Genomic DNA, 24,309 nt, shown 5'->3' with positions numbered 1-24,309 from the left:
TGGCTTCAGGCGACCGTGACCGTCACCTTGCGTGGCACGGGCACCTCCGTGGCCGAGGTGATGGCCTCGAGCATCGGGCCGACCACCTTCGGGAGCGAGTCGTCGACGTGCTCGAGGGCGAGCGATGCCAGCACGGCCCACGCGCGAGGATCGACCCCTCGGCACTCGTTCTCCCAGCGCGAGATCGTGCCTACGCCGAGCCCGAGCACGCTCGCGACGCCCTCGCCCGTGAGGTCGAGCGCCTTGCGGAGGAAGCGAAACGTCTTTCCGGAGACGTGGCCCGACTGGACGACGACCTTCACCGCGGCCGCCTTCACGGCGCGATCGACCGCGCTCGGTTTGGCGAGGCGGCCGCAGTCGGGGCAGGCTGTCGTCTCGACGACCACGGTCGTCTGCGACGGAAGTCCGGTATCGACCGGAATGGCAACTTGGGTTTCGTGGTGGGTGTCCCTACCGCACGAGCATCTCATTTCCGAAAATCGCAGCTCCGGTGGTCGGCGCAGAAGCCAGCGCCTCCCCGAAGACGCTACGAGACGCCGCCCGTCCGCGCAACGCCGGAGGAACGAACGGATCTCACGAGGCAGCAGATACGACCTATGTCGATGCGGAGACTCCCGTTTTGGCACTCGACGTGCCGTTTCGAGCGTCCGCGTCGTGGGTATTTCGTCACTCTGTGGTGCGGTACCTCGAGCGTGTAGAGTGCACGTTTTTGGGGTCTCGCGGAGGAAGGTCGGTGACGTCGGAGGCGCCTCGGGCGGTGGGGGCGCGAGAGGACCAGAACGGGCCTCTGACGCCGTGCGCGATACCCCCGCATCCCACACGCTACGACTCATTTTCGGGGGGCCGCGCGAAGGGGCTTGGGCTGCGAAGCGCGTCGGCTAGGGTTCGCGCGCACCCGTTCGGAGAACCCCCCATGAGCGACGCCACGACCCCCGAAACGAACGCCTCCTCCCACGACGACGAGCTCTGGCTCGTGAAGCTCGCCGACGGCTCGGTGCGGCCGATGACGGTCGACGCGATGTCGGCCGCGTTCGACGCCGGGGAGCTCTCGGCGAGCACCGAGGTGCAAGCTCCTGACGGCGAAGGGTGGACCACGCTCGCGGTCGTGGCGGGGCTCGACGAGGCGGGCGACGCGAGCACCGAGGTGCCCGCTCCCGCGACGAACGAAGCCACGCTCGCGGCCGAGTCGGTCTCCGCGCCCGAGCCAGCGCATGTGTCCGCGCCCGCGTTGCGCGACTCGAGCCCGCCGGTCTCGTCGGCGTCGCCGAGCCTCGCGCCCATGGTGGCCTCCATCGCGCCGCCGAGCGAAGCGGCGTTCCTCGCGGACCGTGTCTCCACGTTGCCCGAGGTCGACCTCGACTCGGCCGAGGCCCAGCTCCGCGCGGGCAAGCGCCGCATGGCGTTCACCATGGCGGCCGTGGCCGTGGGGGTCGTCGTGTGCGGCGTCGCGGTGAGCTACGTCACGGGCCGAGCGCCCGAGGCTCCTCCGGCCGCCGCGGCCAAGGTTCAAGACGTCGCACCCCCGCCGGCCGCCGTCGACCCGGCCACCGCGTTCGACAAACCCCAGCTCACCGAAGAGCAGAAGAAGCGCCTCGCCGACGCCGACAAGGCGCGGAACGCCAAGAAGGCGGGGGCCGCGGCTCCTCACGGCGCGAGCGGCGGCGGCAGCTCGACGAAACCCTCGAAAGACTCTCCGTTCCACCAGGGCGGCGACAAGTACGATCCCCTCAACGGGAGCCTCTGACGGCGCCTCGCGCCCGCGCGAAGGTCCGATGAAACACATGTCGCGGCCCGGGCGCGGTGGTTGGGTGCTCGCACGTGCAGGTGTGCGCGCACCCTCTTTTCTTGCGGCGACGCGCGCGTCCAAGTAGCGTCCGCCGCAGAAGGGGAAGCTCCGTGATCGTTCGCACTTCGTTCCTCGGCGCCCTGTCGGTCGTCGTACTCGTGACAACCTCGGGATGTGGCACCGACGCCGCCACCGATCCGACCACGGTGAACCTCGGTCGCTGCTCGTGCGTCTGCCGCGCCGACACGAGCGGGGCCTCGGCCGCCTGGGGCGCGACGTTCGTCGAGTCGCCCGAGGCGAAGGCCTGCCTCGACGTGTGCGCCGCCCACGAGGTGTCGCTCGAGGGCAAGAGCTGCCGGCCCGTCTTCAACAGCAAATTCGAGGCCCCGAAGGAGGTCGCTCCGCCCGACTCGGACCTCGACGGCGTGCCCGACGCGAAAGACCAGTGCCCGAACGAGACGGGCCCCGCGCAGAACGCCGGCTGCCCCCCGTTCAAGAACCTCGCGAACCGCGTCGTCGACAACGACACCGACGGCGACGGGATCCCGAACGACGCCGACAAGTGTCCGAAAGAGCCCGAGACCAAGAACGGCTACAAAGACGACGACGGCTGCCCCGACGAGGTGCCGTCGGCCGTGGCGAAGTTCTCGGGGGCCATCGAGGGCATCGTGTTCAAGACGGGGTCGGCCGTGCTCGACAACCGCTCGACGCCGGTGCTCACCAAGGCGGCCGACGTCTTCAAGAAGTACCCGGACATCCGCGTCGAGATCGGCGGTCACACCGACAACGTCGGTTCGTCCGAGGTCAACACGACGCTCTCGCAGAAGCGCGCCGAGGCCGTGAAGGACTGGTTCGTGAAGAAGGGGATCTCGGCCGGAAGGCTCGAGGCGAAAGGGTTCGGCCCGTCGAAGCCCGTCTCCGACAACGACTCGGAGGCCGGCCGCGCCAAGAACCGCCGCGTCGAGTTCCGCCTCGTCCAATAGATAGCCCTTTCCCGATGTGACTCGTCGCCAGTCGACGAGATGAAACCGGCGGTGCTTCGAGGCATCGCCGGTTTTTTCTAGAGGAGCGACAAGCGTCGTCGGCGATGCGTTTCGAGAAGACGAGACGCGTTCGAACGGGCACAGACGGAGGTGCTCCGGGGCACAGACGGAGGTGCCTCAGGCGTCGCGCATCACGTCCATCGGATCGGTCTGCGCGGCGCGCCACGCGGGTACGACCGAGAGGCTCGCGAAGGGCCCCAGCACGGCGAGCGCGATCCCGAGGAGCTGGGCCGTGTCGAGCGCGGGGGTGAGCTTTGCCTGGGGGTAGAGCACGCCGAAGCCCGAGAGGGCCGGGCGGATGAGCGGCGCGTCGAGCACGAAGACCCACACGTACCCGAAGGCGAGACCGAGGGCCGTCGCGATGACCCCGACCAAGAGCGACTCGGCGAGCTTGGCCGAGAGCACGTCGCGGGTCGACCACCCGACCGCCTTGAGCACGGCGATCTCACGGCGCTCTGTCTCGCCGACCCCGCTCAGGCGGTCCCACGCGAGCACGAGGAACGCGAGCAGCACGGGCGCCGAAGCGGCGAGCACGATGCCCGAGCGGCGACCGAACGCGAGGGTGTGCGCGCGGGCCAGGAGCTTCTTGTCGACGACGCGGGCCTCGGGGAGCTTCGTGACCACCGTCTTGGCGACCACCCCGGCTTCTTCGGGGTTCGACAGCTCCACGGCGAAATCGGTCGCCTCGTCGTGGGCGATGCCGAGCACGGCGCGGGCGTCGTCGTCCGACATGACCACGACGTCGTTCGTGTAGAGATCGACCGAGGACGCGAAGGTGCCGACGAGCTTGAGCGAGGGCGCCTTGGGGTTCGGCGAAGGGAGGCCGAGCTCGTCGCCCACTTCGACGCCGAGAAATTTCGCGACGGCCTTCCCGGCGATCATCTCGTGTGCGCCCAACGTGATGTCGCGCCCCTCGGCGAGCGCGCCCTTCACGGCCTCGAGCGGGGGTGAGCCAGGTCGGGTGCCCATGACCACCACGTTGGCCTGGAGCGCCGGCACGAACACATACCCCCACACCCGCGGCACGACGGCGCGCACCGAGTCGATCGCGGCAACGTCGGGCGCATGTTTCACCGAGAGGAGCGCGGGCCGCCCTCCGACGAGCCTCGAGACGACGAGGTCGGGCAGGGCGGCGCGGGCGGCGTCGGACTCGGCGCGGAGGGCGTCGGCCAGGAAGAGCACCGACGCCACGAGCGCGACGGTGAACGCGAGTCCCCCTCCGAGCGCGAGGGCCCTGGCTTTTCTGCGGGCGAGCGAGCGCAGCGCGAAGACGAGGAGCCCGAGGGTCATCGTGAGCCCTTCGCTACGCCGGCGCCGGCGCGCACGGTGGCCTCGGCGAAGGCGGCGCGCGGAACGCCCACGAGCCCACCGGCGGGCTCGGGGTCGGGCAAACCGGGGCCATCGGCGAAGGCCGCCTGGGGCTCTTCGATCGAGACGAAGCGCACGTGCCGTGAGCCTCCAGCGAAGGAGAAATCGGCCGAGGGGAGGCGCCCCACGACCGCGAGACGGGCAACCGAGCCCGCGTGTGCCTTTTCGCGATGGGATCGCGCGAGCAGCGAGAGGGCCACGACGACCACGGGCAAGGTGAGCAGGAGCGATACGCCGACGACGCCGAGGGCTCGCTCTGCCCCCGCGCGCGACCTCACGCGCCTCCCATGGGCATGAAGAGCATGAAGAGCTTCGTGAGCAGGAAGTCGGCGATGAGGATGGAGATGCTCACGGCCACCACGGTGCGCGTCGTGCTGAGGCCGACGCCCTCGGTGCCGCCGGTCGTGCGCAGCCCGAAGTGGCAGCCGACGATGCCGATGATGAAGCCGAACACGGGCGTTTTCATGAGGCCCGAGAAGAAGTCGCCCATTTTGACGACCTCGAGCGACGACGCGACGAAGTTCGAGGGCGCGATGCCGAACTGGAGCGAGCAGATGATGACGGCGCCGAGGCAGCCGAGCAGGAGCGCATAGACGCTCAGCATCGGCATGACGATGACGCTCGCGAGCACCCGCGGCAAGACGAGCTTCTTGGCCGGATCGGCGCCGAGGGCACGGATCGCGTCGACCTGCTCGGTGACGTTCATGGCGCCCACCTCGGCCGTCATGCCGCTCCCGATCCGGCCGCCCACGATGACCGCGGTGAGGGTCGGGGCGAGCTCGCGCAAGAACGACAGCACGACGACCCGCGGGATGTACTCGAGCCCGCCGAAGCGCTTCAGTCCGAACGCGAACTGGATGGTCATGACCATGCCGATGAAGATGCTCGTGACGCTCACGATGCCCATTGACTGCACGCCGAGGGTCTCCATCTGGTGCAGCGTGGAGCGGATCTCGAGCGGCCGTTTCCACAGCATGCGCAGCGTGCGGCCCGAGAGCAGCGTGACCTCACCGAGCTGATCCAGGAACGTGAGCGTCTGCTTGAGGCGCTCGGCCTTGGCCGCAGGTGGAGGCGGGATCGATGCCCGAGACGACGGCGGGGGAGCGTCGGCCTTCGGGTCGAGGCGGGCCGTGCTCACAGCGCCCCCGAGCCCGGGAGGGTACGGAACCCGCGCACCCACGCCTCGAATGGGGGCTGTCCCGCGTCGGCGTAGTCGGGGGAGACCACGTAGACGAAGTCGTAGATGCAGCCGTCTTTCTTGAGGACGAAGATGTCGAACGCGAGAGGGACCCCGTCGAGCTTCGCGAGGAGCTTCGTGTGGAGGGCCTCGCGCCCGTCGAACGGGATCGTCTCTTGGGCCTTCTGATCGCGCTCGGTGGTGCCGATGAGGAGGTGGGCCGTGAGCGCCGCGAGCGGGGTGTCCTCGTCGGCCTTTTTGCACTGGGCGTTCACGAGGATGCTGGCGCCGGCCGCGTCGTCGTGGAAGGAGACGCTCGCGTGGGACACCTCGACTTTTCGCCAGGTGGGGGGCGGATCGGGCACCTTGAAGGCGATCTGCGAGCCCTCGCGAAAGACGCCACCCTCGAAGGAGCGCCCGTGGGCTCCGCACGCGGTGAGCGCACAGAGCACGCCCAGCGCCCCGCACGCGCGGGCGAGCGAGGAGAGTGCAGACTGCACGGAGGGGGGCGAAGGGCGGGCCATCGGGCGGGAAAAGCTATCACGTCGCCCGGCCTGGGGGCATGGTCTTCCTCCCGTCTCGGCGCCACGCGGGCCTGGAATGCGGTAGAGTCGGCCCCGCTCCGATGACCATCCGCTTTTACAATTCGCTCACCCAGAAGCTCGAAGCGTTCGAGCCCCTCGAGCCCGGCAAGGCCCGCGTCTACGTGTGTGGCATCACCACGTACGATCTCGCGCACGCCGGCCACGCGCGCACCTACACCACGTTCGACGTGCTCGTGCGCCACCTCCGGGCCCGCGGGTACGAGGTCACGCACGTGCGCAACGTGACCGACGTCGACGACAAAATCGTGAAGCGCGCCGCCGAGAACGGCGAAGAGCCCCTCGCGCTCTCGGCCCGCATGAGCAAAGTGGCCGACAAGGACCTCGCGACCATCGGCTGCGACAAGCCCGATCACTCGCCGCGTGTGTCGACCCACATCCCCGAGATCGTGGAGCTCACGCAGAAGCTCGTCGACAAGGGGCACGCCTACGTCGTCGACACCCCGAAGGGCAAAGACGTCTACTTCTCGGTGCGCTCGTTCCCGACGTACGGGCGCCTCTCGCGCCGGAACATCGACGATCTGCTCTCGGGCGCGCGCGTCGACGTGGGCGACATCAAGAAGGACCCGCTCGACTTCGCCCTCTGGAAGGGCGCGGAGGGCGAGGCCTTCGGGTTCGACAGCCCGTGGGGCAAAGGGCGCCCGGGCTGGCACATCGAGTGCTCGGCGATGGCCGAGAAGTACCTCGGCCCGCACTTCGACATCCACTGCGGCGGCATGGACCTCATCTTCCCGCACCACGAGAACGAGATCGCGCAGAGCGAAGCGGCCCACGGCCCCGACTTCGCGCGGGTGTGGCTGCACGGCGGCTTCTTGAACGTCGACAGCGAGAAGATGAGCAAATCTCTCGGCAATTTCGTCACGATCCGTGACGTGCTCGACCGCAACGATCCCGAGGGGCTCCGCTACTTCCTCTTGGGCACGCACTACCGCGGGCCGCTCGCGTTCGACATGGACAAGCGGCCCGACGGGCGCGTGGTCTTCCCCGGTGTCGACGAGGCCGAGCGCCGCGTCGAGTATTTGTATACTACACGTGATGCGCTCGTGAAGGCGGCAGAGGGGTACGAGCCCAAGGTGGGCAACGTGCTCCAGGGCCAGGCGAAGATCGTCGAGTCGGCCGCGGCGCAGGTGGGCTCGGCGCTCGACAAGGACCTGAACGCCCCCGTGGCGCTCTCGGTCATTGCCGAGCTTGCGAAGGCCGGAAACGAGATCGTGCAACAGATCGCGAAGCTCAAGAAGGACAAGCCCGCCCAGGACGAGGCCCGAAAGCTCGCGGCGGCGTGCGTGAACGCGCTCGACGGCGCCGTCGCCCAGCTCGGGCTCATGCAAGCCTCTTCGGCCGAGTTCTTCGAGCGCACGCGCGCCCAGCGCCTCCGTATCAAGAAGCTCTCGCTCGAGGAGATCGAGGAGAAGGTCGTGGCGCGCCGCGCGGCTCGCGACCAGAAAGACTTCGCCACGGCCGACGCGCTCCGCAAAGAGCTCGCCGAGCTCGGGGTCGAGGTCCAAGACGGCGAGACGTCCTCGACCTTCCGCGTCCTCGTCTAAATCGGCGGTCATGATCTTCGATCAAGACCGCCGATTCAGCCTGACTGGTCACCGGAGGACGCTGTCCTCCGCCCCACGGGCAAAGCCCGCTGGGGCCCCACCTCCTGGTTTTGGGTCCCGGCCCAAAACGGCTGCGGTTCCTGTTCGAGGATCGTGACCTCCCAGGTCGCACACACACAGCGCGTGCACACGAGGAGAACCATGTCCGGATACCGCGAAGCACAGCCCCCCGGTTTCGAGAAGACCCCGGACCTCCGGACGTGGGAGTCCGAGGTGCCGTGCCCGAGGTGCAGAGCCGCGCTCTACTGCGCCGAGAAGGACGGCATCGAGGTCTCGGGGTGCGGGCACTGCGGCGGCATTTGGGTCACGACCGAGGTGGCGAAGCGTGCCCTCGCGATAGGCTCGCGTGTGCCCGAGGAGCTCGCGAGGAAGGTCGAGCGGGTGACCCGCGCGCGCCCCTGGGTCGCGACCCCCGCGCTCGTGTGTAGTGCGTGCGATGCGCCCATGCATCGCTCGAAGATCGGCGTCGTGGTCGTCGACTCGTGTGTGCATGGTACATGGTTCGACCGCGAAGAGCTGGGCGCTGTCATGCGGCACGTTCGCGGGGATGCTCCTCTCCACCGGGGGGCCGAGGCCGCCTTCCTGGCCGAAGAAGAAGACCGCAAGAAGTACGGCCCATTGAAGGACGTCGTGGCCTTCTTCCGGGACCTCGTTCCGCCGAAGTCGTGAGCGAGCGCCACGCGCGTGTGCGCCTCAGGAGAGCTCGTTCGCGCGCGCTTGGACGTGATGCGTGGGGATGGCCGCGAGCTGCGCCGGATCGACCTCGGGCCCGAAGAGAATGCGACGGTAGAGCAGATCCTGTTCGATCTCGGCCAGGCGGTAGTTGACCTGCATGACCGTGGGGCCGAGTGGGGTCGACGCCTGCCCCCGGATGCCATTCAGAGAGAAGCCCGTACCCCCGACGAAGTCGACGACGTGAGCGCGCAGCGTGTCGTACGGCGCGCTCATGGGCATCAGCATCCAGGCGACGCCGGCGCCCGCGATGTGCGCTTGGTTGCGCCCGCGGAAGAGGTAGTCGAGCGTCTCCATACGTCCGTCGAAGCCGGCGTTCCGTGGTGTGCCGAAGAGCACCCCGAGGGCGTACCGAAGGTCTCCCCGGCCGAGCGGGCTCTCGTACCAGCCATCACGTCCACCTCGCCCGAAGCGGAGGGTCTGCTCGACGAGATCGAGGCGGATGCGGAGGTCACCCGCGGTGTCGTCGGAGACGAGCCCCTTGCGTGTCGCCGCGAGGAGGGCGTTCCGAGCCGAGATCGTGGAGCGAGGCTCGACGTTCGTTCCCGTCGGCTCCTGATAGCGCGAGGCGGGAGGTATGCCGAGGAGGGCGTGGAAGAACCCGAGGAAGCCCTGGAGCGACTCCGCGAGGGGGCCAATCTTCATCGCGAACGGCCTGTCCCACGCGGTGAGCACGAGCTCGTTCGACAGCATGCCGGGCACGTAGGTCGCGTTCTGAAGGGCCGCGTACGGGATGTCGGCGCGCACCCCGGCGTTCGCGAGCACGCGCCGATCCGTGAAGACGAGGCCCATCTCGCCGGCCACGTCGGCGAGGTTCGGGCACGCGAGCGCGAGGAGCCTCTCGCCGCCGAGGTGATCGAGCCCGATGAGGTAGGTGCGTCGCGCTGCCGCGAGCTTGATCTCCGACACGCGGTACGCGCCGCGCACCTGGCGGAAGGGGAGCAGGTAGTTGACGACGAGCTCCGAGATGGGGCCCTGCGCCGCGAAGCTCTGGAGCGACAGCTCGCGATCGCCTTGGTTGTATCGCGCCACGGCCGACAGCGCGTCTCTCAGCGAGCCCCTTCGGTGAGGTGTGCTCATGACCGGCACCGCGAACGGTCCCTGCGGCGTCGGGACGAGCCCCGGCAGCTCCTCCCCTTGGGGGAAGTGGGGAGGGGCTTGTACGAACGTGAGCGGGCACCTTCGCCCATCGGACAGCACGTAGAGGGCGTCCGAGGTGACGAGCACGCCGCGTTCACACGTGCCCGTCGCGTCGTCGAGCAAGAAGAGAGGCTGTTCGCTCGGCGGCCAGCGGACGCGCGTCGCCGCGATGGCGAGGCGCTCGGGGCGGGGGAAGAGCTCCACGTCGGCCATGCCGAGCAAGGCGTCGCGGAGGTAGTCGGTCAGCGAGACGCCCTGAAAATCCCTGTACGCACCCATCGCCCCCGCATCTTACCCGCCGCGCGGGGCCGGTCACGCGGAACGAGGCTCCCCGGCCGACCCCCGAACGGAAGGGCGCGCCTCAGCGAGGAACGACCGGGGGGAGATCGTCGCGCTGGATGCAGGACGAGAGGTCGAAGAGCATGAACGTGAGGGCCTTCTGCTGCGGCGTAAGGTCCTTCGTCGTGCACCCCTGGGGGAAGTCCGGGCCTGGCGTGTCGCCCGCGCCGACGTGCAGATCGCTGAAGACCACGCGCCCACACACCTTGTCGTCGGCGGCGCCGACGGGCGTGTTGAAGCTCATGTATTGTACAGCCGTCTTGTTGGCCGGGGTGCTCGCCGGGTTCTTCGCGGAGATCCACGAGAGGGCCCCTGCGGCCACCTGATCGACGTTATGGCGCATCTCGAGGAGCTGGAGCTCTCCCTCCGGCGTGAGCGAGCCCGTCGCGCCGAGCCACTCTTTCATGGCCGTGCCCTTCGGGAACGACGTGTTGACCGTCCCCGCGACGGCCTGGGTCTTCGGCGGCTCGGGCTCGCAGCGAGGCTGGCCCGGATCTCCGCAGGTCGCCGTATTGACCCACGACGCGAGGCCGCGAACGCTCGCCTCGGGCGAGCCGCTGAAGAACACGTGGTGGTAGTGCGACGCGAACACACGCCCGCCGCTCTTCGCGTAGTCGTAGAGGGCTTGGCGGCTCGCTTCGGGCTTCTGCGCCTCGTTCTCGGTGCCTTCGCACGCGAGCAGCACGATGTCGTACGGAGCCATCGCCTCTTTGCTCGCGAGGAGCGCGCTCGACTTGGCCAGATCGGCGCCCCCGGCGAGCTTCTTCGTCACGGGCTGCGGGTTGCCCCCCACCGAGAACGTGCCGCCCTCGTAGAGGTGGATGCGCGCGGGGCTCCCGGCGGGGCCGAACTCCGAGTCCTCGACGCCGATCTTGCGCAGGAGACACTCGAGCGGATCGGCGCCGCCCGTGGTGAGGGCGATGTGGGGAATGTCACCCTCGGTGCGGTTCTTCGGCAGGCGCGTGAGGTTCGGGTCGGTGAGCGGGCGCGTCGTGCACGCGTCCATCTTGGGGATCATGACCTTGCGCCGCCACTTGCCGACCTGGATGACGAGCGGGAAGTCGACGCCCGCGGGGAGATCGTCGAGCCGGAACGAGCCCGTCGCGTCGGTGAGGGCCGTGGCGATGGGCTTTCCCGACACGCTCCCGTCGCACCGGTCGCACGTCTCGGAGATGCCGCTCTTGATCGGCGAGAGCTCGGCGTTCGGGACGTAGACGAGCGCGTTGTAGAGGGGTGTCTTTCCGGCAGGGTCGTAGACCTTCCCGGTGAGCCGCGTGGTGGTGCCCTCGGGGCAGCTCGTGGGCTTCGCGCACTCGAGCCCCGTGCACCCTGGTTTTCCGCCCTCGAACGGGGAGCACGCGAGCCCGACGCACCCGCCGTCGCCGCCCCCATCGCTCGTCGTGCTCCCGTCGACCGTCCCTTCACCCTCGGGATCCGAGCCACACCCGGGCGCGACCGTCGCCGCGGCCGCGCCCATCACCAAGAAGCCGAGCCATACGCGTAGTCTCATCGGGACCTCGTTCGGGCAGGGAAATCAGGGCTGGCGGCAGCGCCCGCTCGTGCAGGGTACGCCGTTGCAGCAGTCGCCGTCGACGCCGCACACCTGGCCGTAGAGCGCGCAGGGCATACCGCCGTCCCCGCTCGTGCCGCCGTCGGTGCCCATGCCGCCGTCGGGCGGAGTCGTGACGCCGCCGTCGGTCCCGAAGACGCCGCCGCAGATGCCTGCGGAGGCGCCCGGAGGAATGGTGCACGGGAGGCCGGGGCAGCAGTCGGCCGTGGTGGTGCAGGCGTTGCCCGTCTTCACGCACGCCGCCGAGCAGATGAGCCTCGGGCCGGCGGGATCAGGGTTGGGAACGCAGGGCCCGCCGCAGCAGTCGGCGCTGGTGGCGCAGGCCATGCCGGCCTTGGTCGCCGGATCGACGCCCACGCAGTTCCCGGCGTTCGTGCAGCGGGGGATGCCGAGGCTATCGGGCTGGCACGCCTCGGGCGTCGTGTTGACGTTGCCCGCGCAGCAGTTGTTCTCCGCCGCACACTGGTACGTCGGAAGCTTGCATACTGCACCGTTCGGGCGGCACGCGGTGCCGTTGTCGCAGCGGCCGATGGCGGCGCCAGGGGCCTTGCTGCAGCGGACGCTGCCGTTGCCTGCCGGATCGTTCGGCACGCCGGGCGCGCCGCAGCAGTCGGTGTCCTGCTGGCAGAGCTCGCCGACGGAGCGGCAGCCGCTCATCGCCTGGCAGACGAGCACGCCGGTCGGTCCGAAGGGCGCGCACGAGCGGCTGCAGCACTTCTCGGTCGACGAGCCGCCGCAGGGCGGCAGGGGGCCGCCGTCGTACGTAGCGGTCGCACCGCCGCCGCAGAGGGTGCCCGCGGGGAGGCACTGGGTCCCGCCGGGGGCGGTCACGACGCCGCAGGTGCCGAGCGCGGCCCCCCCGACCTTGTTGCACGAGCCGCCGCAGCACTCGAAGTTGCTCGAGCACACGTCGCCGTTCTGCACGCAGAACGACGTGCTCGCGCACACTCCGCCGTTGCACGTCCCCGAGCAGCACCGGTCCGTCGGGCCGCAGGCGTTGCCCGAGGTCTTGCACGTGGTGTTGAGGGGGGTGCAGGTGCCGCCGCCCATGCCGTCGGGGGCGCAGCGTCCGCCGCAGCAGTCGGCGTCCGCGCCGCACGCGCCGTTGTCACTCACACACTGCTTGTTGGCGCACGTGCCGCCGGTGCACGAGAACGTGCAGCACTCGTTGCCCGTGGCGCACGTGGCGCCAGGCGCCTTGCACTGGGTCACCGGAGCCGCGCACTTCTTCGACGTGGCGTCGCAGTTCGCCGTGCAGCAGTCGGTGCTGCCCGTGCAGTCTTGGCCTACGAGCTTGCACGTGGCTGCGTCGGCCCGGCCGCCCTCGGTGATGGCGTCGACGAACGACCCATCGCGCGGCGCGCCGCCGTCGTTGCCGGGGGTGCCGGTGTCGTTCCCGGGGAGGGTGGTCCCGTCAGCGGACCCCGTCTCGTCGCCCGAGTCGGCGAAGAGCTCGGCGGTGTCGCTCCCGCACCCGGTGAAGAGCATGTTGGCGCCAAGGGCACCCACGACGATGGCGATGGCGGCGACCGGAAGCTTGCGCATGACTCCTCCTCGGAGCCTTCAGCGTTCACGGATCGGGTGCTCGTGTGCAACCTATCGTTTCGGAGTGTGCTCACTTTGGTCGGAGGCCGTGGGTGGTTTGCGCAGACAATTCGAGTGTCCATGGCGACAGGCAGCTTTGGCTCGAAGTGCCGAAAAAATAGCCAGATGGTAGGGCTTGTGTCGTGTGGTCCGGCGAGTTGCCAGGGGCCGTCGGTGTGATCGGGCGGCACGCGCGTGTCGGATCGTCTTGCCTCGCGCCGAGCGCAGAACCACTCTCGTCGCATGACGACGTTCTCGAAGGCGCTTGGGGTCGTGATGTTCCTCGGTGGGGTGCTCGCGGCCTGCGGCGGCGGGGCGAAGGTCGGAGATGCGTGCACCACGAGCGGCTCCACGGACGAATGCGAGAGCGGCGCCGTGTGTGTGTCGAACGCGTCGACGACCCCGGTGTGTCTCAAGTCGTGCACCCAAGCGAGCGACTGCGCGTCGACCGAGGACTGCAATGGCGTCTCGGGCTCCAGTGCGAAGGCATGTCGTCCGAAGGACGAGGCGAAGAAGTAGCCCTCTCGCGGCGGTCAGAAGTCCGGTCGCGTTGCGACGGGCTTCGTGGGCTTCGGTTTCCCCGCGGGCTTCGCGCTCGCTCCCGCCGTGCCCTTCGGCGCGCTGGTCGCCTGAGTTTTTCCGGCGACGGGAGACGGCGCCGTCGTGGCCGTAGGAGCGGGCGGATCGGGTGGTACGTCGCCCGGTGGCGGAGGAATACGGTTCGGCGGGAGCGCCGCGACCTGCGTGTTCGCGCTCGCGCCCGAGGTGGCGCTCGACGAAGGCTCGGCCGCGGCGCGCTCGCCCCCGTCACGCCCACCGAAGCGCGAGCCGATCGAGAAGGCTATCACCGTCACGAGCACGAGCGCCGCGCCCGCCGGGAGGAGCGCGCGTCGCGGAAGGAGTGGGCGTTTTCGCCGCTCGACGGGGGAGTCGTTGGCGGTGCTCAGCGGGCCTGCGGTGGTGTCCTCGGGGGCGATGTCGTGGAGGGCCGTTTGCAGGTCTTCGACCTTGATGGCATCGCAAGCGCTTCGGAGCGCCTCGGCCAGGTCTTTCGCCGAAGCGTGGCGCTCGATCGCGCGCTTGCGGAGGGCCCGCTCGAGCTCGACGAAGAGCTTCGGGGGGATCTCGGGCGCCGGGTCCACGTCGCGCTCGAGCACGGCGACGAGGCTCGCGGCGGCCGTCTTCGCGGCGAACGGTGCGCTCCCCGTGAGCATCTCGATGACGAGCGACGCGACGGAGAAGAGATCGCTGCGTCCGTCGAGGATGGCGTCCCCGCGGATCTGCTCGGGGGACATCGATCGTGGCGTGCCGAGCACCTCGTCGTCGGCGGTGAGATGCGGGCTCGAGAGGGGGCGCGTCGCGATGCCGAAATCGAGCAGCTTGGGGATGACCTTGCCCTCGGCGCCACGCGCGAGGAACACGTTCGACGGTTTCACGTCGCGGTGCACGATGCCTTGTTTGTGCGTGTGCTCGAGCGCATCGAGCACGGGGAGCACGATCGCAAGCGTCTCGGTGACCGAGAGCCTCGAGCGGCGCTCGAGGAGGGACGCCACCGTCTCCCCCCGGAGCCGCTCCATCACGAGCACCGACGCGCCGGATTCGTCGGTCAAGAAGTCGTACACGCGCACGATGTTGGGGTGCTCGAGCTTGCCGGCGATAGACGCCTCGTGCTCGAAGCGCGCGCGGGCCTCGTCGGTGTAGGCGCCCTCGTGCACTACCTTGAGGGCCACGTCGGCGCCGGTGCGCTCGTTGGTCGCGGCGTGCACCATGGCCATGCCACCACGGCCGATCGGTCGCACGACCTTGTAGTGTGCGTACCGCTCGGGGGTCTTCGTCTCGGCGGCGGGTTCCGTCATGCTTGCGTGGCCTTACGGCAATCTTCGCCCCAACCGGCGCCGAAATCGAGCGTTTGGTTCTGGTCGAACGAAGGTGAGCGCCCGTGCAGTGTCAGTTGCACACGAACGACGAGCGCGGCCGGCACGTCACGTTGTTTTTTCGGGAGCAGCAGCCCTCGTTCGTGCCGCACTTCGTTTGGCACTCGCCGCAGTTGACCTCGCAATCGTCCCCCGCGCACGGGACGGAGCCGCAGCAGCGAACGTAGCCCTGCGGCACGGCCTGAGGGCAAGACGGCGTCGCGGCGTCCGGGGTGCTCGCGTCGGGCTTCGTGCCGGTGTCGGGCTTGCTCGTGTCGGTCGCGGCGTCCTTCGGGACCACGGCCCCGTCGGCGAGCACGACGCTCCCGCCGTCGGTGGCGTCGTCGATGAAGGTCACGTCGGGGATCGAGCTGCAGCCGACGCCGAGGGCGACCGGGGCCGCGAAGCCGATGAGCAGAGCGTTCTTGAGCTTCATCGCCAGGGCACCTCGAGGCCGAAGGTCATTCCCGTTGTGCCTCTCGAAGCCCCCGCGGGGGCGCTCGTCGGGCGCAAGGTCAAGTATAGCCCACCGCCGAGCGCGACGCCGCCCACGACGCCGGTGACGATCCCGACCGGCAAGAGCGCCTCGGCCCGCGAGCGCGCCGAGGTCACGTCGCCCTCTTTGGACTTGGGGCACCGGCCCTCGGGGCAGTCGGTCTCGATGCTCGAAATGGCGGACTCGCGGAGCACGAACGACACGACGGACCCCACCACGAACGCCGCGCCGACGACGATGCCGACGACCCCGACGGTCTTCGAGGTGCTCGAGTCGGTCTGCACGGGAGGCGGGGGCGTGGGGAGCTTGTCGGGCGCCGCGCCAGCCCTGGTGCCTGCGCGATTCAGGACGAGCACCGTCTGTTTTCCGGCGTCGAGCCGGATGGGGGTGACGACCGGGGGCTCACCTTTGGGCTCGTACGTGACGCGATGCTCGCCGGGGCCGAGGAACACGCTGGCTTGGCCGTTCTGGAGGGGAACGTCGCTGCCGTCGATCGATACGCGCGCCGCGCTCGCGTCGCACTCGACACGGAGCGAGAGCTCACCGAGCTTGGCCTCGAGCTCCTTTGCCTTGGCCGCACCCGAAGCCACGACGTCCTTGTCCTCGGGGCGCGCGACCTTCTCGATCGAGAGGTAGGTCTCGCGCGCGCGGTCGAACCTGCCGAGGCCCTCGTGGCATGCGCCGATGCGGTAGCGCACGGACGCCGTGTCCTTCACGCGCTGCACCTCGAGGAACTTCTCGAGGGCCGCGGCGAAGTGGCCCGCTTGCTCCTCGGCGTAGCCCGCCGTGAAGGCCTTGCGCGCGATCTCGACGTCGTCGTCGGCGTAGGCCGCAGCCGGGGCGAACGAGGCGGCGACGACGAGTGAAAAAGCGAATAGATTCCTGTGTTTACTCTTCGTCGCCATAGTCCAAGCCGTAGAGCTCTCGCTTCTTCAGGATGTCGCGAAGGTGGTGGCGGGCGACGTCGGCCTCGCGCGACGCGCGCGACAGGTTGCCCTTGCAGCGGCGCATGAGCACCGAGAGGTACGCCTTCTCGAAGCGCTCGATGGCCTTGTCCTTGGCGGCCGCGAACGTGCCCACGAGCTCGTCGGCCGAGGCCTCGCGGCCCGCGCGGTAACCGTAGCCCTCGCCGGCCAGATCCTCGCGGCGGATGATGCCGTCGGCGGCGAGCGCGCTCGCGCGGAGCAGCGTGTTGCCAAGCTCGCGGATGTTGCCGGGCCAGGGCTGCCCCGTCAGCAGCGTGAGCGCCTCTTGTTCGATCATGGCCTCGGAGCCGGCGCGCTCGAGCAGCTTGCGGCAGAGGAGCGGGATGTCCTCGGGCCGATCGCGGAGCGCCGGAAGGGTGAGGCGGATCTGCGCGAGGCGGAAGTAGAGATCCTCGCGGAAGCGCCCCTTGTCGATCTCGAGGCGGAGGTCGCGGTTCGTGGCCGCGAGCACGCGGATGTCGACCGGCACGGGCACCTGCGAGCCGACGCGCACGATCTCGCGCCGCTCGAGCACGCGGAGGAACTTCGACTGGAGGAGCAGCGGGAGCTCGCCCACCTCGTCGAGGAAGAGCGTTCCCCCATGCGCCGCCTCGAAGAAGCCCGTGCGCCGCTCGTTCGCGCCCGTGAACGCGCCCTTCTCGTGCCCGAACAAGAGCGACTCGGCGAGCGTGTCGGGGAGGGCGGTGCAGTCGACCACGACGAAGGGTTTGTCGGCGCGCTTCGAATGTTTGTGGATCGTGCGCGCGACCTCTTCTTTGCCCGTGCCCGTCTCTCCGAGGAGGAGCACCGTGAGCTCCTTCGGTGCGATGCGCTCGAGCACGCCGAAGAGCTCGCGCATGGCGCGCGACGCCCCGACGAGATCCCCGAAGCCCTCGCCTTGCGGCTCGTCTTGCTCGGGGGTCGCGCTGTCCCGCTCGACGGCGAGCTTGGTTCCTCCCACCGTGAGCTCCGCGCCGACACCGACCGACACGTCGTAGACGCGTTGCCCGGCGAGCCACGTCCCGTTCGTGCTGCCCGCGTCGCGTACGCGGATGCGGTCTCCCTCGATCGCGACGTGGAGGTGCACTCCGCTCACTTGAGGGTCGGGGATGGCGAGGTCGCACGTGGAGTGCCTGCCGATGGTCGCCGTGGCGCGAACGAGGGCGAGCCCTCGGTCTTTGCCGGCTCCGTCGATCACGCGGATGCGTACGCCGAGCTCGCCGGGGCTCGACATGCGGGGGCTGGCGACGGTGGAGGTGTCTCTCGACTCGGTCACGAAGAGGAGTCTACGGGGAATTGGGCAGACCTAGACACATTTGCGTCACCCCGCGAAACCTGAGGCTTTTTCGGCCTCGTCCCGGTCACGTCACCTACCGTCGAGGCGGTCGGTTCGGCGACCACTTGCGACGCCCGTGGCCCGCTCCGGACGGAGATTTCGGCGTGGCTCGCCCGTTGCTTCCGGCACCGCCATGAAAAGCTCCCGTGGTCTCGCGGTCGTCGCTCTCGTCTTGGGCCTCCTGGTCGCGTGCGGCTCGAAGGTCGATGGCACCGACACTCCGGACGGCGGCGGTGATGGTGGCGGCGTCACGGGCGAAGGGGGACCGGGCACCCTCCCGGACGGCGCGCCTCTCCCGACCGACGGGGGCATCGTGCTCGCCGACGGCGCGATCGTCGGATGCACGCCGCTCGTGCTCGCCGACGGGACGACGCCTCAGTGCTCCGACTGCAAAGACAACGACGGCGACGGGCTCGTCGACTGGTTCGATCCCGAGTGCGCAGGTCCGCTCGACAACGACGAGAAGACCTTCGGCACCGGCATCCCCGGCGACAACCAAGACGCCTGCAAACAAGACTGCTTCTTCGACGGCAACAGCGGCGCGGGGGACGACCGCTGCGAGTGGAACCTGAAGTGCGATCCGAAGAACACGGCCCCGGGCCAGTGCACCTACGACGCCAACTTCAAGAACTGCCCCGCCACGCAAGAGGCGCAGTGCAAGTCGTTCTGCCTCGGGCGTACGCCGAACGGGTGCGACTGCTTCGGCTGCTGCGCCGTGCAAAAGAGCGACGGCTCGCAGGTGACCGTGCGCCTCTCGTCGACGTGCAGCGTGGCCGACATCGACGACCCCACGAAGTGCACGCCGTGCGCGCAGGTCGCCGACTGCACGAACCCGTGCGACCGCTGCGAGCTCTGCATCGGCAAGACGCAGATCCCCGCCGACTGCGCCACCGCTCCGACGCCCGACGGCGCGCCCCCTCCCACGGGCGGCCAGACGTGCTCGAACGGCGCGCAGGTCTGCAACGCCTCCACCGCGTGCCCCGACGGCTCGTATTGCGTCACGGGGTGCTGTGTCGCGATCATTCGCTGATCTCCCGGGCGACGGGCTCCTGCAAGCGGCGAAGCACGGAGCCCGCGCGTGCGCATCGGCCATTTGGCCGAGGGATGAGCTCGGTTCGATTTTAGGGTCGTGAAAGGTACGACCCTCGGGTCATCCGGATACCGGTGGTACGCCGAATTTCTCGTGGAAAACGAACGGGAGGACCGGAACGGGCCCTCGGGAGCGGCTCGTTCCTCGGAGTTTCGGCGCCGACGTGGGCTTGACCTCGCCACGCAAGCTGACAGCATTCGCGCGCCCCGAGGCCTTCAGGTCGGCACGGGGACGGAGGAACGAATGCGAAGCCACACTCGGAATGCTCTCGTCGCGATGCTCGCCGGCGCTGCTCTCACCACGCTCTCGACGACGTCGTCGGCCGCACCGGAAAGCGCGCGCGTCGTCGCGAGAGGTGCGCACGGCACGCTCGTCGCCGGTTCCCCCAAGATGTCGCGCGAGGGCCTCCTCCTCCGCGGCGAGGCCAAGGCACGGGCCGCCGTGGCGAGCGTGGTCGCCGCGCCCGTCGAGCTCGTCAAGACGTCCCACGACAGGTTCGGTGACGGCGACGAGATCGTCACGTTCGGGCAGACGTTCCGTGGCCTGCCGGTGATCGGCGCGGGCGCCACCGTGCGCATGAACGCCGTGGGCGACGTGCTCTTCACCTCGACCGACGTGGCCACGATCGATCTCCCCGCGAGCACCAAGCCGCGTCTCGTTCGCTCCGAGGCTGCCGCCAACGTCGCTCGCGCGTTCCGCATCGCGGTCTCGGCCGAAGATGCGTACCTCGTCGTCGCCCAGACGCTCGAGGGCGCGAAGCTCGCGTACGCCGTGCTCCCGCGCGTTCCGGTCGCCACGGGCGAGGCGCTCCGCTTCTTGGTCGACGCGAACGACGGCACCATCTTCGAGGCGCGCGACATGCGCACCTTCGCCAAGGCCAGCGTGCACGCCTCGAACCCCGAGAAGTCGAAGTCGCTCGAGCTCCTCCCGTTCGGCATGGATCCCGTGGGCGAGAAGCTCGAAAACCCGTTCCTTGTCACGCTGAACTGCGTCGACAAGAAGCAGGCGAAGAACGTCTCGTTCTCGGGCTTCAACCTGAAGGTCCACACCTGCGACCTCGTCCAGCTCGCGAAGCCCAACGTCGACGGGAACTACGTCTACACGCCGAAGGACCAGCCCGACCCCGGCGCCTCCGAGGACGAGTACTCCGAGGTGTCGATGTACTACCACGCGACGCGCGCCTACGATTACTTCCGCAAGCTCCAGGGCGTGGCCGACGCGCAGGTCGTGCTCGACAAGCCGCTCCGCACCATCGCGAACCTGCGCGTCGACGCGGCCGTCATCTCCGGCAACATCGCCGCCGCGGGGGACGTCGAGAAGCCGCTCGCGCCTTTCCAGAACGCGTTCTTCTCGCCGCGCGGCGGCGGTCTCGGCGCGATCTTCGCCCAGATTTACGGGTTTTCGGACGGATCCATGTGGTTCGGCCAGGGCCCGAACCGCGACTACTCGTACGACGGTGACGTGGTCGTGCACGAGTTCGGTCACGCCGTGGTCGACAACTCGCTCAAGCTCGAGGCGTGGTCCATGGACGCGAGCGGCGCCACGGCTGCCCCGGGCTCGATGAACGAGGGCCTCGCCGACTACTTCGCTGCGGCGGTCACGGGCGACCCCGACGTGGGCGAGTACGCCTCGAAGGACTTCGCCGCGAACCTCACCGTCATTCGCACGCTCGCCAACAAGGACACCTGCGACGACGCCATCGTCGGAGAGGTGCACTTCGACTCGACGCTCTTCTCCGGCGCCCTCTGGGACGCGCGGCAGAAGCTCCCCGAGGCCGATCGCACGAAGCTCGACGCGGCGATCTACAAGAGCATGCGCACCAACGCGGGCCGCGGGAAGGTCTCGTACACCGAGCTCGCGAACCTCTTCCTCGCCACGGTCGGAGCGGACTTCCCTGCCGCCAAGCCGCTGCTCGAAGAGGCCTTCACGGCGCGCAAGGTGCTGCCCGGCTGCGCGCGCATCCGCACGTTCGACGGCAAGGCGGTCGAGGCGCCGACGGGTCCCTCGTCGCCCGGCGCCTTCGCCGCCCCCGGCAAGCAGACGCTCGGCGTGCGCACCACGGCGGCCGGCCTCGTCACCACCAAGGCGGCCGTGCCCGCAGGGTCGACCAAGGCCACCTTCTCGTTCAAGGTGCTCGACCGCGGCGGTGGAGGAGGTGGCGGCGTGCTCGGCGGCGGCGGCACCCCGTTCGCCCCCGTGCTCTTCGTGAAGTTCGGCGCGCCCCTCACGTGGACCACCAAGGGCACGATCACGTCGGACGCCGACCTGACCTTGCCGCTCGAGGCGAAGGCCACGTCGGCCGAGATCGAGATCCCGGCCGACACGAAGGAGGTCTACGTCCAGATCGGCAACGCAGGCGACCAGGATGGCTACTACACGGCGATGTCGTTCGCGTTCGACGGCCCCGCGCCCGTGCCCACGCCTCCCGGCGGCAACCCCGCGCCGGCGGCCCCCGCGGCCGAGTCCGAGTCGGGTTGCTCCGTGCCCTCCGGCTCGCCGACGCAAGGGGCGCCCGTCATGGGGCTCGGCCTCGCCGCCCTCGGCCTTGCCCTCGCCTCGCGCCGCCGCAAGGGATGATTGTCCAGTAGTTCTGAATAGATAGGGTAGGAGAACGAGGCGGTCTCGGGGGTGCCCTGAGGCCGCCTCGGCGCGTTCACCCGTTCCGCTTTGCCGAAACGGGAAAGACCACTACGGTTACGCCGCGCGCGCCCTGTGGTGCGCCTCGCCCAAGGGAAGGTGCCCGTGAACCCGCTGAAAGAAGTCCAGCTCATCCTGCTGCGCGAGCTTCGGAAGAATTTCCGGAGCGTGAAGGGCATCGTCCTCCTCTTGATCTCGCTCTTCGGGAGCTTCGGGGCGGCCCTCCTCCTCGTGAAGTTCCAGCAGTTCAAGCGGGCTCAGATCGGCGAAGAGGGCGCGGTCGCCGGCATCGGCGCCGAGGGCCTCAAGGAGCTCGTGCACAATGCACGCATCAAGGGCCTCACGCCCCTCTACGGCGAGGTCACGGCCAAGTACATCGCCGACTCGCCCGAGGTCCTCTTCGCGGGGCTCCTCATCACGATCTGGCTCACGCCGCTGCTCATCGCGCTGCTCGGGTTCGACTCGTTCGCGGGCGACGTGCAGCACAGGAGCGTGCGCTACTGGACGGTGCGCACCCGCCGAGGCTCGTTCTTCGCGGGCAAATTCCTCGGCCTCTGGTCCACCGTGTCGGCCGTCACCCTCGCCATCCACGCGCTCATCTGGGGCGTGTGCATCGCGCGCGGCGAGGCCACCGCCGCCGAGACGCTCTCGTGGGGCATCCGCTTCTGGGTCGTGTCGCTGCCGATGAGCGCGGCCTGGTGCGGCATCGCCGTGCTGGTGAGCTCGTTCTTCCGCATGCCCATCGTGGCGCTGCTCACGACGTTCGCCGTCTACTTCGGCCTCTGGCTCGTGTGGGTCATCGGCAACGCCGCCGACGTCGAGCCGCTCCTCTACCTCTACCCGAACTTCTACGACAAGCTCCTGCTCTCGCCCCAACTGTGGACGGCCGCGGCGGGCTTCGGCGCTTGCGCCCTCATGTCCACGCTGTGCATCGGCGGTGGCACGTTCCTCTTCTCCCGCCGAGACGTCTGACCCATGAGCATGAGCGAAGAGACCCCCGCCGGCGACGACCTCACCCCGCCCCCGCCCGCCGTCGATCCCCCCGAGCCCACCTCGGCCGTGAAGGCCGACGAAGCGAAGGCCGACGGCGCGGGCGCGAAGGCCGAGAAGGCCGACGAGAAGAAGGCCGACGAGGCCCCGAAGGCCGACGAGAAGAAGGCCGACGAGGCACCCGCCGCGAAGCCCGTCTCCTACGACGACAAAGAGTTCGTCGCCCCGGCCCCCAAGAAGAAGGGCAAAAAGACGGCAGAAATCGCCGTTCGCCTCTCCAAGGTCACGAAGCGCTTCGGCGCCAAGACGGCCGTGGACGGGCTCTCGCTCAAGATCAAGGCGGGCTCGGTGTACGGGCTCATCGGCCCGAACGGCGCCGGCAAGACCACCACGTTCTCCATGATGGCAGGGTTCCTCCAGCCCACCGAGGGCCTCGTCGAGGTGCTCGGCTTCGCCCCCAACGCGGTCGACGAGCTCCGCGGTCGGCTCGGCGTGTTGCCGCAGGACGCGCTCCTCCCCAACACCGACACCGTGGGCGAGTTTCTCACCCACATGGCGGCCCTCCAGGACATCCCCTCGGACAAGATCGCCACCGAGGTCGACGCCGTGCTCGCCGAGGTCGACGGCCGCGACTGGCTCAAGCTGCGCTGCAACCAGCTCTCCCACGGTATGGCCAAGCGCGTCCAGCTCGCTCAGGCCCTCCTCGGCGAGCCCGAGGTCGTCCTGCTCGACGAGCCCACCGCGGGCCTCGATCCGCGCGTCGCCTACGAGGTTCGGCAGATCATCAAGTCCCGCAAGGGGCGCTGCACGATGATCGTGTCGAGCCACAACCTCCAAGAGCTCGAAGAGGTCTGCGACGGCGCGGCCATCCTCGATCGCGGGCGCGTGGTCGCTCACGGCTCCATCGCCGAGCTCACCGCCTCGTCGCAAGAGGTGCACATCAAGCTCGCCCCGGGCCCCGTCCCCCTCCCGGAGCTCCGCGCCATCCCGATGATCAAGCGCGTCGAGTTCGACGAAGAGAAGCGCGAGCTCGCCATCTACTTCGAGCGCGGCAGCATCGACGCCGAGACCGTCATCTCGCACGCCCTCTGGGTCCTCCTGAACAACCAGGCCCGCATCAGCGGCGTCACCAAGGGCAAGGGCCTCGAGCAGCGCGTGATGGAGCTCACCTGAGGTAGCTCCGGTCGCGGCGGGTCGCCTTCGAGCCGAGAGCCGGGAGAAGGGGTGCCCCCACCCGCGGGTGCTCGGCCTCCGGCCTGCGCGCCCGCGACCTCCCCCAAACCGCGGCGTTCGCCGCGGAGGGGGAGGCGCAAACTCAATCTTTAACGATATCAAGGGCTTGGCGCCAACGTCGGTCGCCCTCGAGGTCCCGTCAGGCCCTCGTTACGGCGGGATCGGCGGGGTGCCCGGCACGGTCTGAGGCGTCGTGCCCATCGGCGGCTTGCACCGGCACACGTTGCACCCGCGCGCCTTGTCGTAGTCGCACTCGACCCCGGTGAGGCACTTGGGGGTCGGCTCGCACTGACCCGCCACGTTGGGCGAACGGCACCCCGCGGCGCTCCCGAGCGCGAGCGCGCCTGCCACGAGCGCGGCCGCGACGCCCCTCACGGGTTCGCCTTGCGGCACGTGCCCGAGCCGTCGGCCACGGGCATCACGTTGCCGCACACGAGGCCCTTCTGGCACTGGATCCCCGCGAAGCCACCGCACATCTCGCCGAGCTTCGCGAGCGGCGGGCCGCCGGCGTTGTCCTCGGGCTTCGGGGGCGTCTCGGGTTTGGCGGCCGTCGCGGGAGGCTGCGGCGTGGGCGCGCCCGTCGCCGGGGCGCTCGGCGCCGAGGGAGCTTGCGGGAGCTCGGGCACGTTCGGCTTGGGGTCGCACGCGGCGAGGGTGACGAACGCGATCGCGGCAAACGAGAGAGAGAAGACCTTCATGGAACG

23 protein-coding genes are annotated in these 24,309 nt (G+C 69.5%); 9 read left to right on the top strand and 14 right to left on the bottom strand.

The window, feature by feature from the left end; genetic code table 11:
• Nucleotides 1-5: 5 nt before the first annotated feature.
• Entirely contained in the window at nt 6-386 is a 381-nt protein-coding gene (locus IPK71_35870; GenBank protein MBK8219135.1) for a helix-turn-helix transcriptional regulator, read from the bottom strand.
• A gap of 527 nt (nt 387-913) precedes the next feature.
• Between IPK71_35870 and IPK71_35865 the strand changes: the two genes are divergently transcribed.
• Both IPK71_35865 and IPK71_35860 read left to right on the top strand, forming a co-directional pair.
• On the top strand, nt 914-1,744 hold the full coding sequence (locus IPK71_35865) for a hypothetical protein (GenBank protein MBK8219134.1): 831 nt from the start codon (nt 914-916) through the stop codon (nt 1,742-1,744).
• 152 nt (nt 1,745-1,896) lie between these two features.
• A complete protein-coding gene (locus IPK71_35860; GenBank protein MBK8219133.1) occupies nt 1,897-2,769 on the top strand; it encodes an OmpA family protein in 873 nt (290 codons plus the stop codon).
• Nucleotides 2,770-2,946: 177 nt separating this feature from the next.
• Here IPK71_35860 and IPK71_35855 read toward each other — a convergent pair whose 3' ends face one another.
• Genes IPK71_35855 through IPK71_35840 form a run of 4 tightly spaced genes read right to left on the bottom strand, consistent with a single transcriptional unit; the run spans nt 2,947 to nt 5,898 of the window.
• Entirely contained in the window at nt 2,947-4,119 is a 1,173-nt protein-coding gene (locus IPK71_35855; GenBank protein MBK8219132.1) for an FtsX-like permease family protein, read from the bottom strand.
• Nucleotides 4,116-4,475 (bottom strand): hypothetical protein, encoded by a 360-nt coding sequence (locus tag IPK71_35850; protein MBK8219131.1) that lies wholly within the window; start codon nt 4,473-4,475, stop codon nt 4,116-4,118. Before IPK71_35850 ends, IPK71_35855 begins: the two co-directional genes overlap by 4 nt.
• Nucleotides 4,472-5,335, bottom strand: coding sequence for an ABC transporter permease (locus IPK71_35845; GenBank protein MBK8219130.1), 864 nt, complete (start codon nt 5,333-5,335; stop codon nt 4,472-4,474). The genes IPK71_35850 and IPK71_35845 overlap by 4 nt, the downstream gene beginning before the upstream one ends.
• On the bottom strand, nt 5,332-5,898 hold the full coding sequence (locus tag IPK71_35840; GenBank protein ID MBK8219129.1) for a hypothetical protein: 567 nt from the start codon (nt 5,896-5,898) through the stop codon (nt 5,332-5,334). The genes IPK71_35845 and IPK71_35840 overlap by 4 nt, the downstream gene beginning before the upstream one ends.
• 101 nt (nt 5,899-5,999) lie before the next feature.
• Between IPK71_35840 and IPK71_35835 the strand changes: the two genes are divergently transcribed.
• Nucleotides 6,000-7,520, top strand: a complete 1,521-nt coding sequence (locus IPK71_35835) for a cysteine--tRNA ligase (GenBank protein ID MBK8219128.1) — start codon at nt 6,000-6,002, stop codon at nt 7,518-7,520.
• A gap of 201 nt (nt 7,521-7,721) precedes the next feature.
• Nucleotides 7,722-8,249, top strand: coding sequence for a zf-TFIIB domain-containing protein (locus IPK71_35830; protein ID MBK8219127.1), 528 nt, complete (start codon nt 7,722-7,724; stop codon nt 8,247-8,249).
• A gap of 24 nt (nt 8,250-8,273) precedes the next feature.
• Here the strand turns inward: IPK71_35830 and IPK71_35825 are convergent, their stop codons facing one another.
• The 3 genes from IPK71_35825 to IPK71_35815 form a co-directional block, all read right to left on the bottom strand.
• Nucleotides 8,274-9,731 carry a hypothetical protein gene (locus IPK71_35825; GenBank protein MBK8219126.1) on the bottom strand — a complete coding sequence of 486 codons (1,458 nt, stop codon included), beginning with the start codon at nt 9,729-9,731 and terminating at the stop codon, nt 8,274-8,276.
• 82 nt (nt 9,732-9,813) lie between these two features.
• A complete protein-coding gene (locus IPK71_35820) occupies nt 9,814-11,301 on the bottom strand; it encodes a carboxypeptidase regulatory-like domain-containing protein (GenBank protein ID MBK8219125.1) in 1,488 nt (495 codons plus the stop codon).
• Nucleotides 11,302-11,325: 24 nt separating this feature from the next.
• A complete protein-coding gene (locus tag IPK71_35815; GenBank protein ID MBK8219124.1) occupies nt 11,326-12,906 on the bottom strand; it encodes a hypothetical protein in 1,581 nt (526 codons plus the stop codon).
• Between the two features lie 282 nt (nt 12,907-13,188).
• Between IPK71_35815 and IPK71_35810 the strand changes: the two genes are divergently transcribed.
• Nucleotides 13,189-13,464, top strand: coding sequence for a hypothetical protein (locus IPK71_35810; GenBank protein MBK8219123.1), 276 nt, complete (start codon nt 13,189-13,191; stop codon nt 13,462-13,464).
• 14 nt (nt 13,465-13,478) lie between these two features.
• Here the strand turns inward: IPK71_35810 and IPK71_35805 are convergent, their stop codons facing one another.
• The 4 genes from IPK71_35805 to IPK71_35790 form a co-directional block, all read right to left on the bottom strand.
• Entirely contained in the window at nt 13,479-14,801 is a 1,323-nt protein-coding gene (locus IPK71_35805; protein ID MBK8219122.1) for a serine/threonine protein kinase, read from the bottom strand.
• Nucleotides 14,802-14,892: 91 nt separating this feature from the next.
• A complete protein-coding gene (locus tag IPK71_35800; protein ID MBK8219121.1) occupies nt 14,893-15,294 on the bottom strand; it encodes a hypothetical protein in 402 nt (133 codons plus the stop codon).
• On the bottom strand, nt 15,291-16,259 hold the full coding sequence (locus IPK71_35795) for a hypothetical protein (protein ID MBK8219120.1): 969 nt from the start codon (nt 16,257-16,259) through the stop codon (nt 15,291-15,293). Before IPK71_35795 ends, IPK71_35800 begins: the two co-directional genes overlap by 4 nt.
• Nucleotides 16,243-17,595 (bottom strand): sigma 54-dependent Fis family transcriptional regulator, encoded by a 1,353-nt coding sequence (locus tag IPK71_35790; GenBank protein ID MBK8219119.1) that lies wholly within the window; start codon nt 17,593-17,595, stop codon nt 16,243-16,245. Before IPK71_35790 ends, IPK71_35795 begins: the two co-directional genes overlap by 17 nt.
• A 193-nt stretch (nt 17,596-17,788) precedes the next feature.
• Between IPK71_35790 and IPK71_35785 the strand changes: the two genes are divergently transcribed.
• The 4 genes from IPK71_35785 to IPK71_35770 all read left to right on the top strand — a co-directional run bounded on the left by IPK71_35785 (nt 17,789) and on the right by IPK71_35770 (nt 23,545).
• The gene (locus IPK71_35785; GenBank protein ID MBK8219118.1) at nt 17,789-18,685 is read left to right on the top strand and encodes a hypothetical protein; all 897 of its coding nucleotides are present in this window, start codon (nt 17,789-17,791) and stop codon (nt 18,683-18,685) included.
• Nucleotides 18,686-18,988: 303 nt separating this feature from the next.
• Nucleotides 18,989-21,322 (top strand): hypothetical protein, encoded by a 2,334-nt coding sequence (locus IPK71_35780; GenBank protein MBK8219117.1) that lies wholly within the window; start codon nt 18,989-18,991, stop codon nt 21,320-21,322.
• Between the two features lie 165 nt (nt 21,323-21,487).
• Complete coding sequence (locus IPK71_35775; protein ID MBK8219116.1) at nt 21,488-22,354, top strand: ABC transporter permease; 867 nt, start codon at nt 21,488-21,490, stop codon at nt 22,352-22,354.
• Between the two features lie 9 nt (nt 22,355-22,363).
• Complete coding sequence (locus tag IPK71_35770) at nt 22,364-23,545, top strand: ABC transporter ATP-binding protein (protein ID MBK8219115.1); 1,182 nt, start codon at nt 22,364-22,366, stop codon at nt 23,543-23,545.
• Nucleotides 23,546-23,755: 210 nt separating this feature from the next.
• On the opposite strand, the gene IPK71_35765 is transcribed toward IPK71_35770, so the two are convergent.
• Together IPK71_35765 and IPK71_35760 are read right to left on the bottom strand one after the other, a co-directional pair.
• Nucleotides 23,756-23,980 (bottom strand): hypothetical protein, encoded by a 225-nt coding sequence (locus IPK71_35765; protein ID MBK8219114.1) that lies wholly within the window; start codon nt 23,978-23,980, stop codon nt 23,756-23,758.
• A complete protein-coding gene (locus IPK71_35760) occupies nt 23,977-24,303 on the bottom strand; it encodes a hypothetical protein (protein MBK8219113.1) in 327 nt (108 codons plus the stop codon). The genes IPK71_35765 and IPK71_35760 overlap by 4 nt, the downstream gene beginning before the upstream one ends.
• Between the last annotated feature and the right edge of the window lie 6 nt (nt 24,304-24,309).

It is taken from the genome of Myxococcales bacterium (genome assembly GCA_016712525.1).
Classification (GTDB): Bacteria; Myxococcota_A; Polyangia; order Polyangiales; family Polyangiaceae; genus JAAFHV01.
The sequence above is the reverse complement of the archived record's forward strand: the minus strand, read 5'-3'. Positions and strand labels throughout refer to the sequence as shown.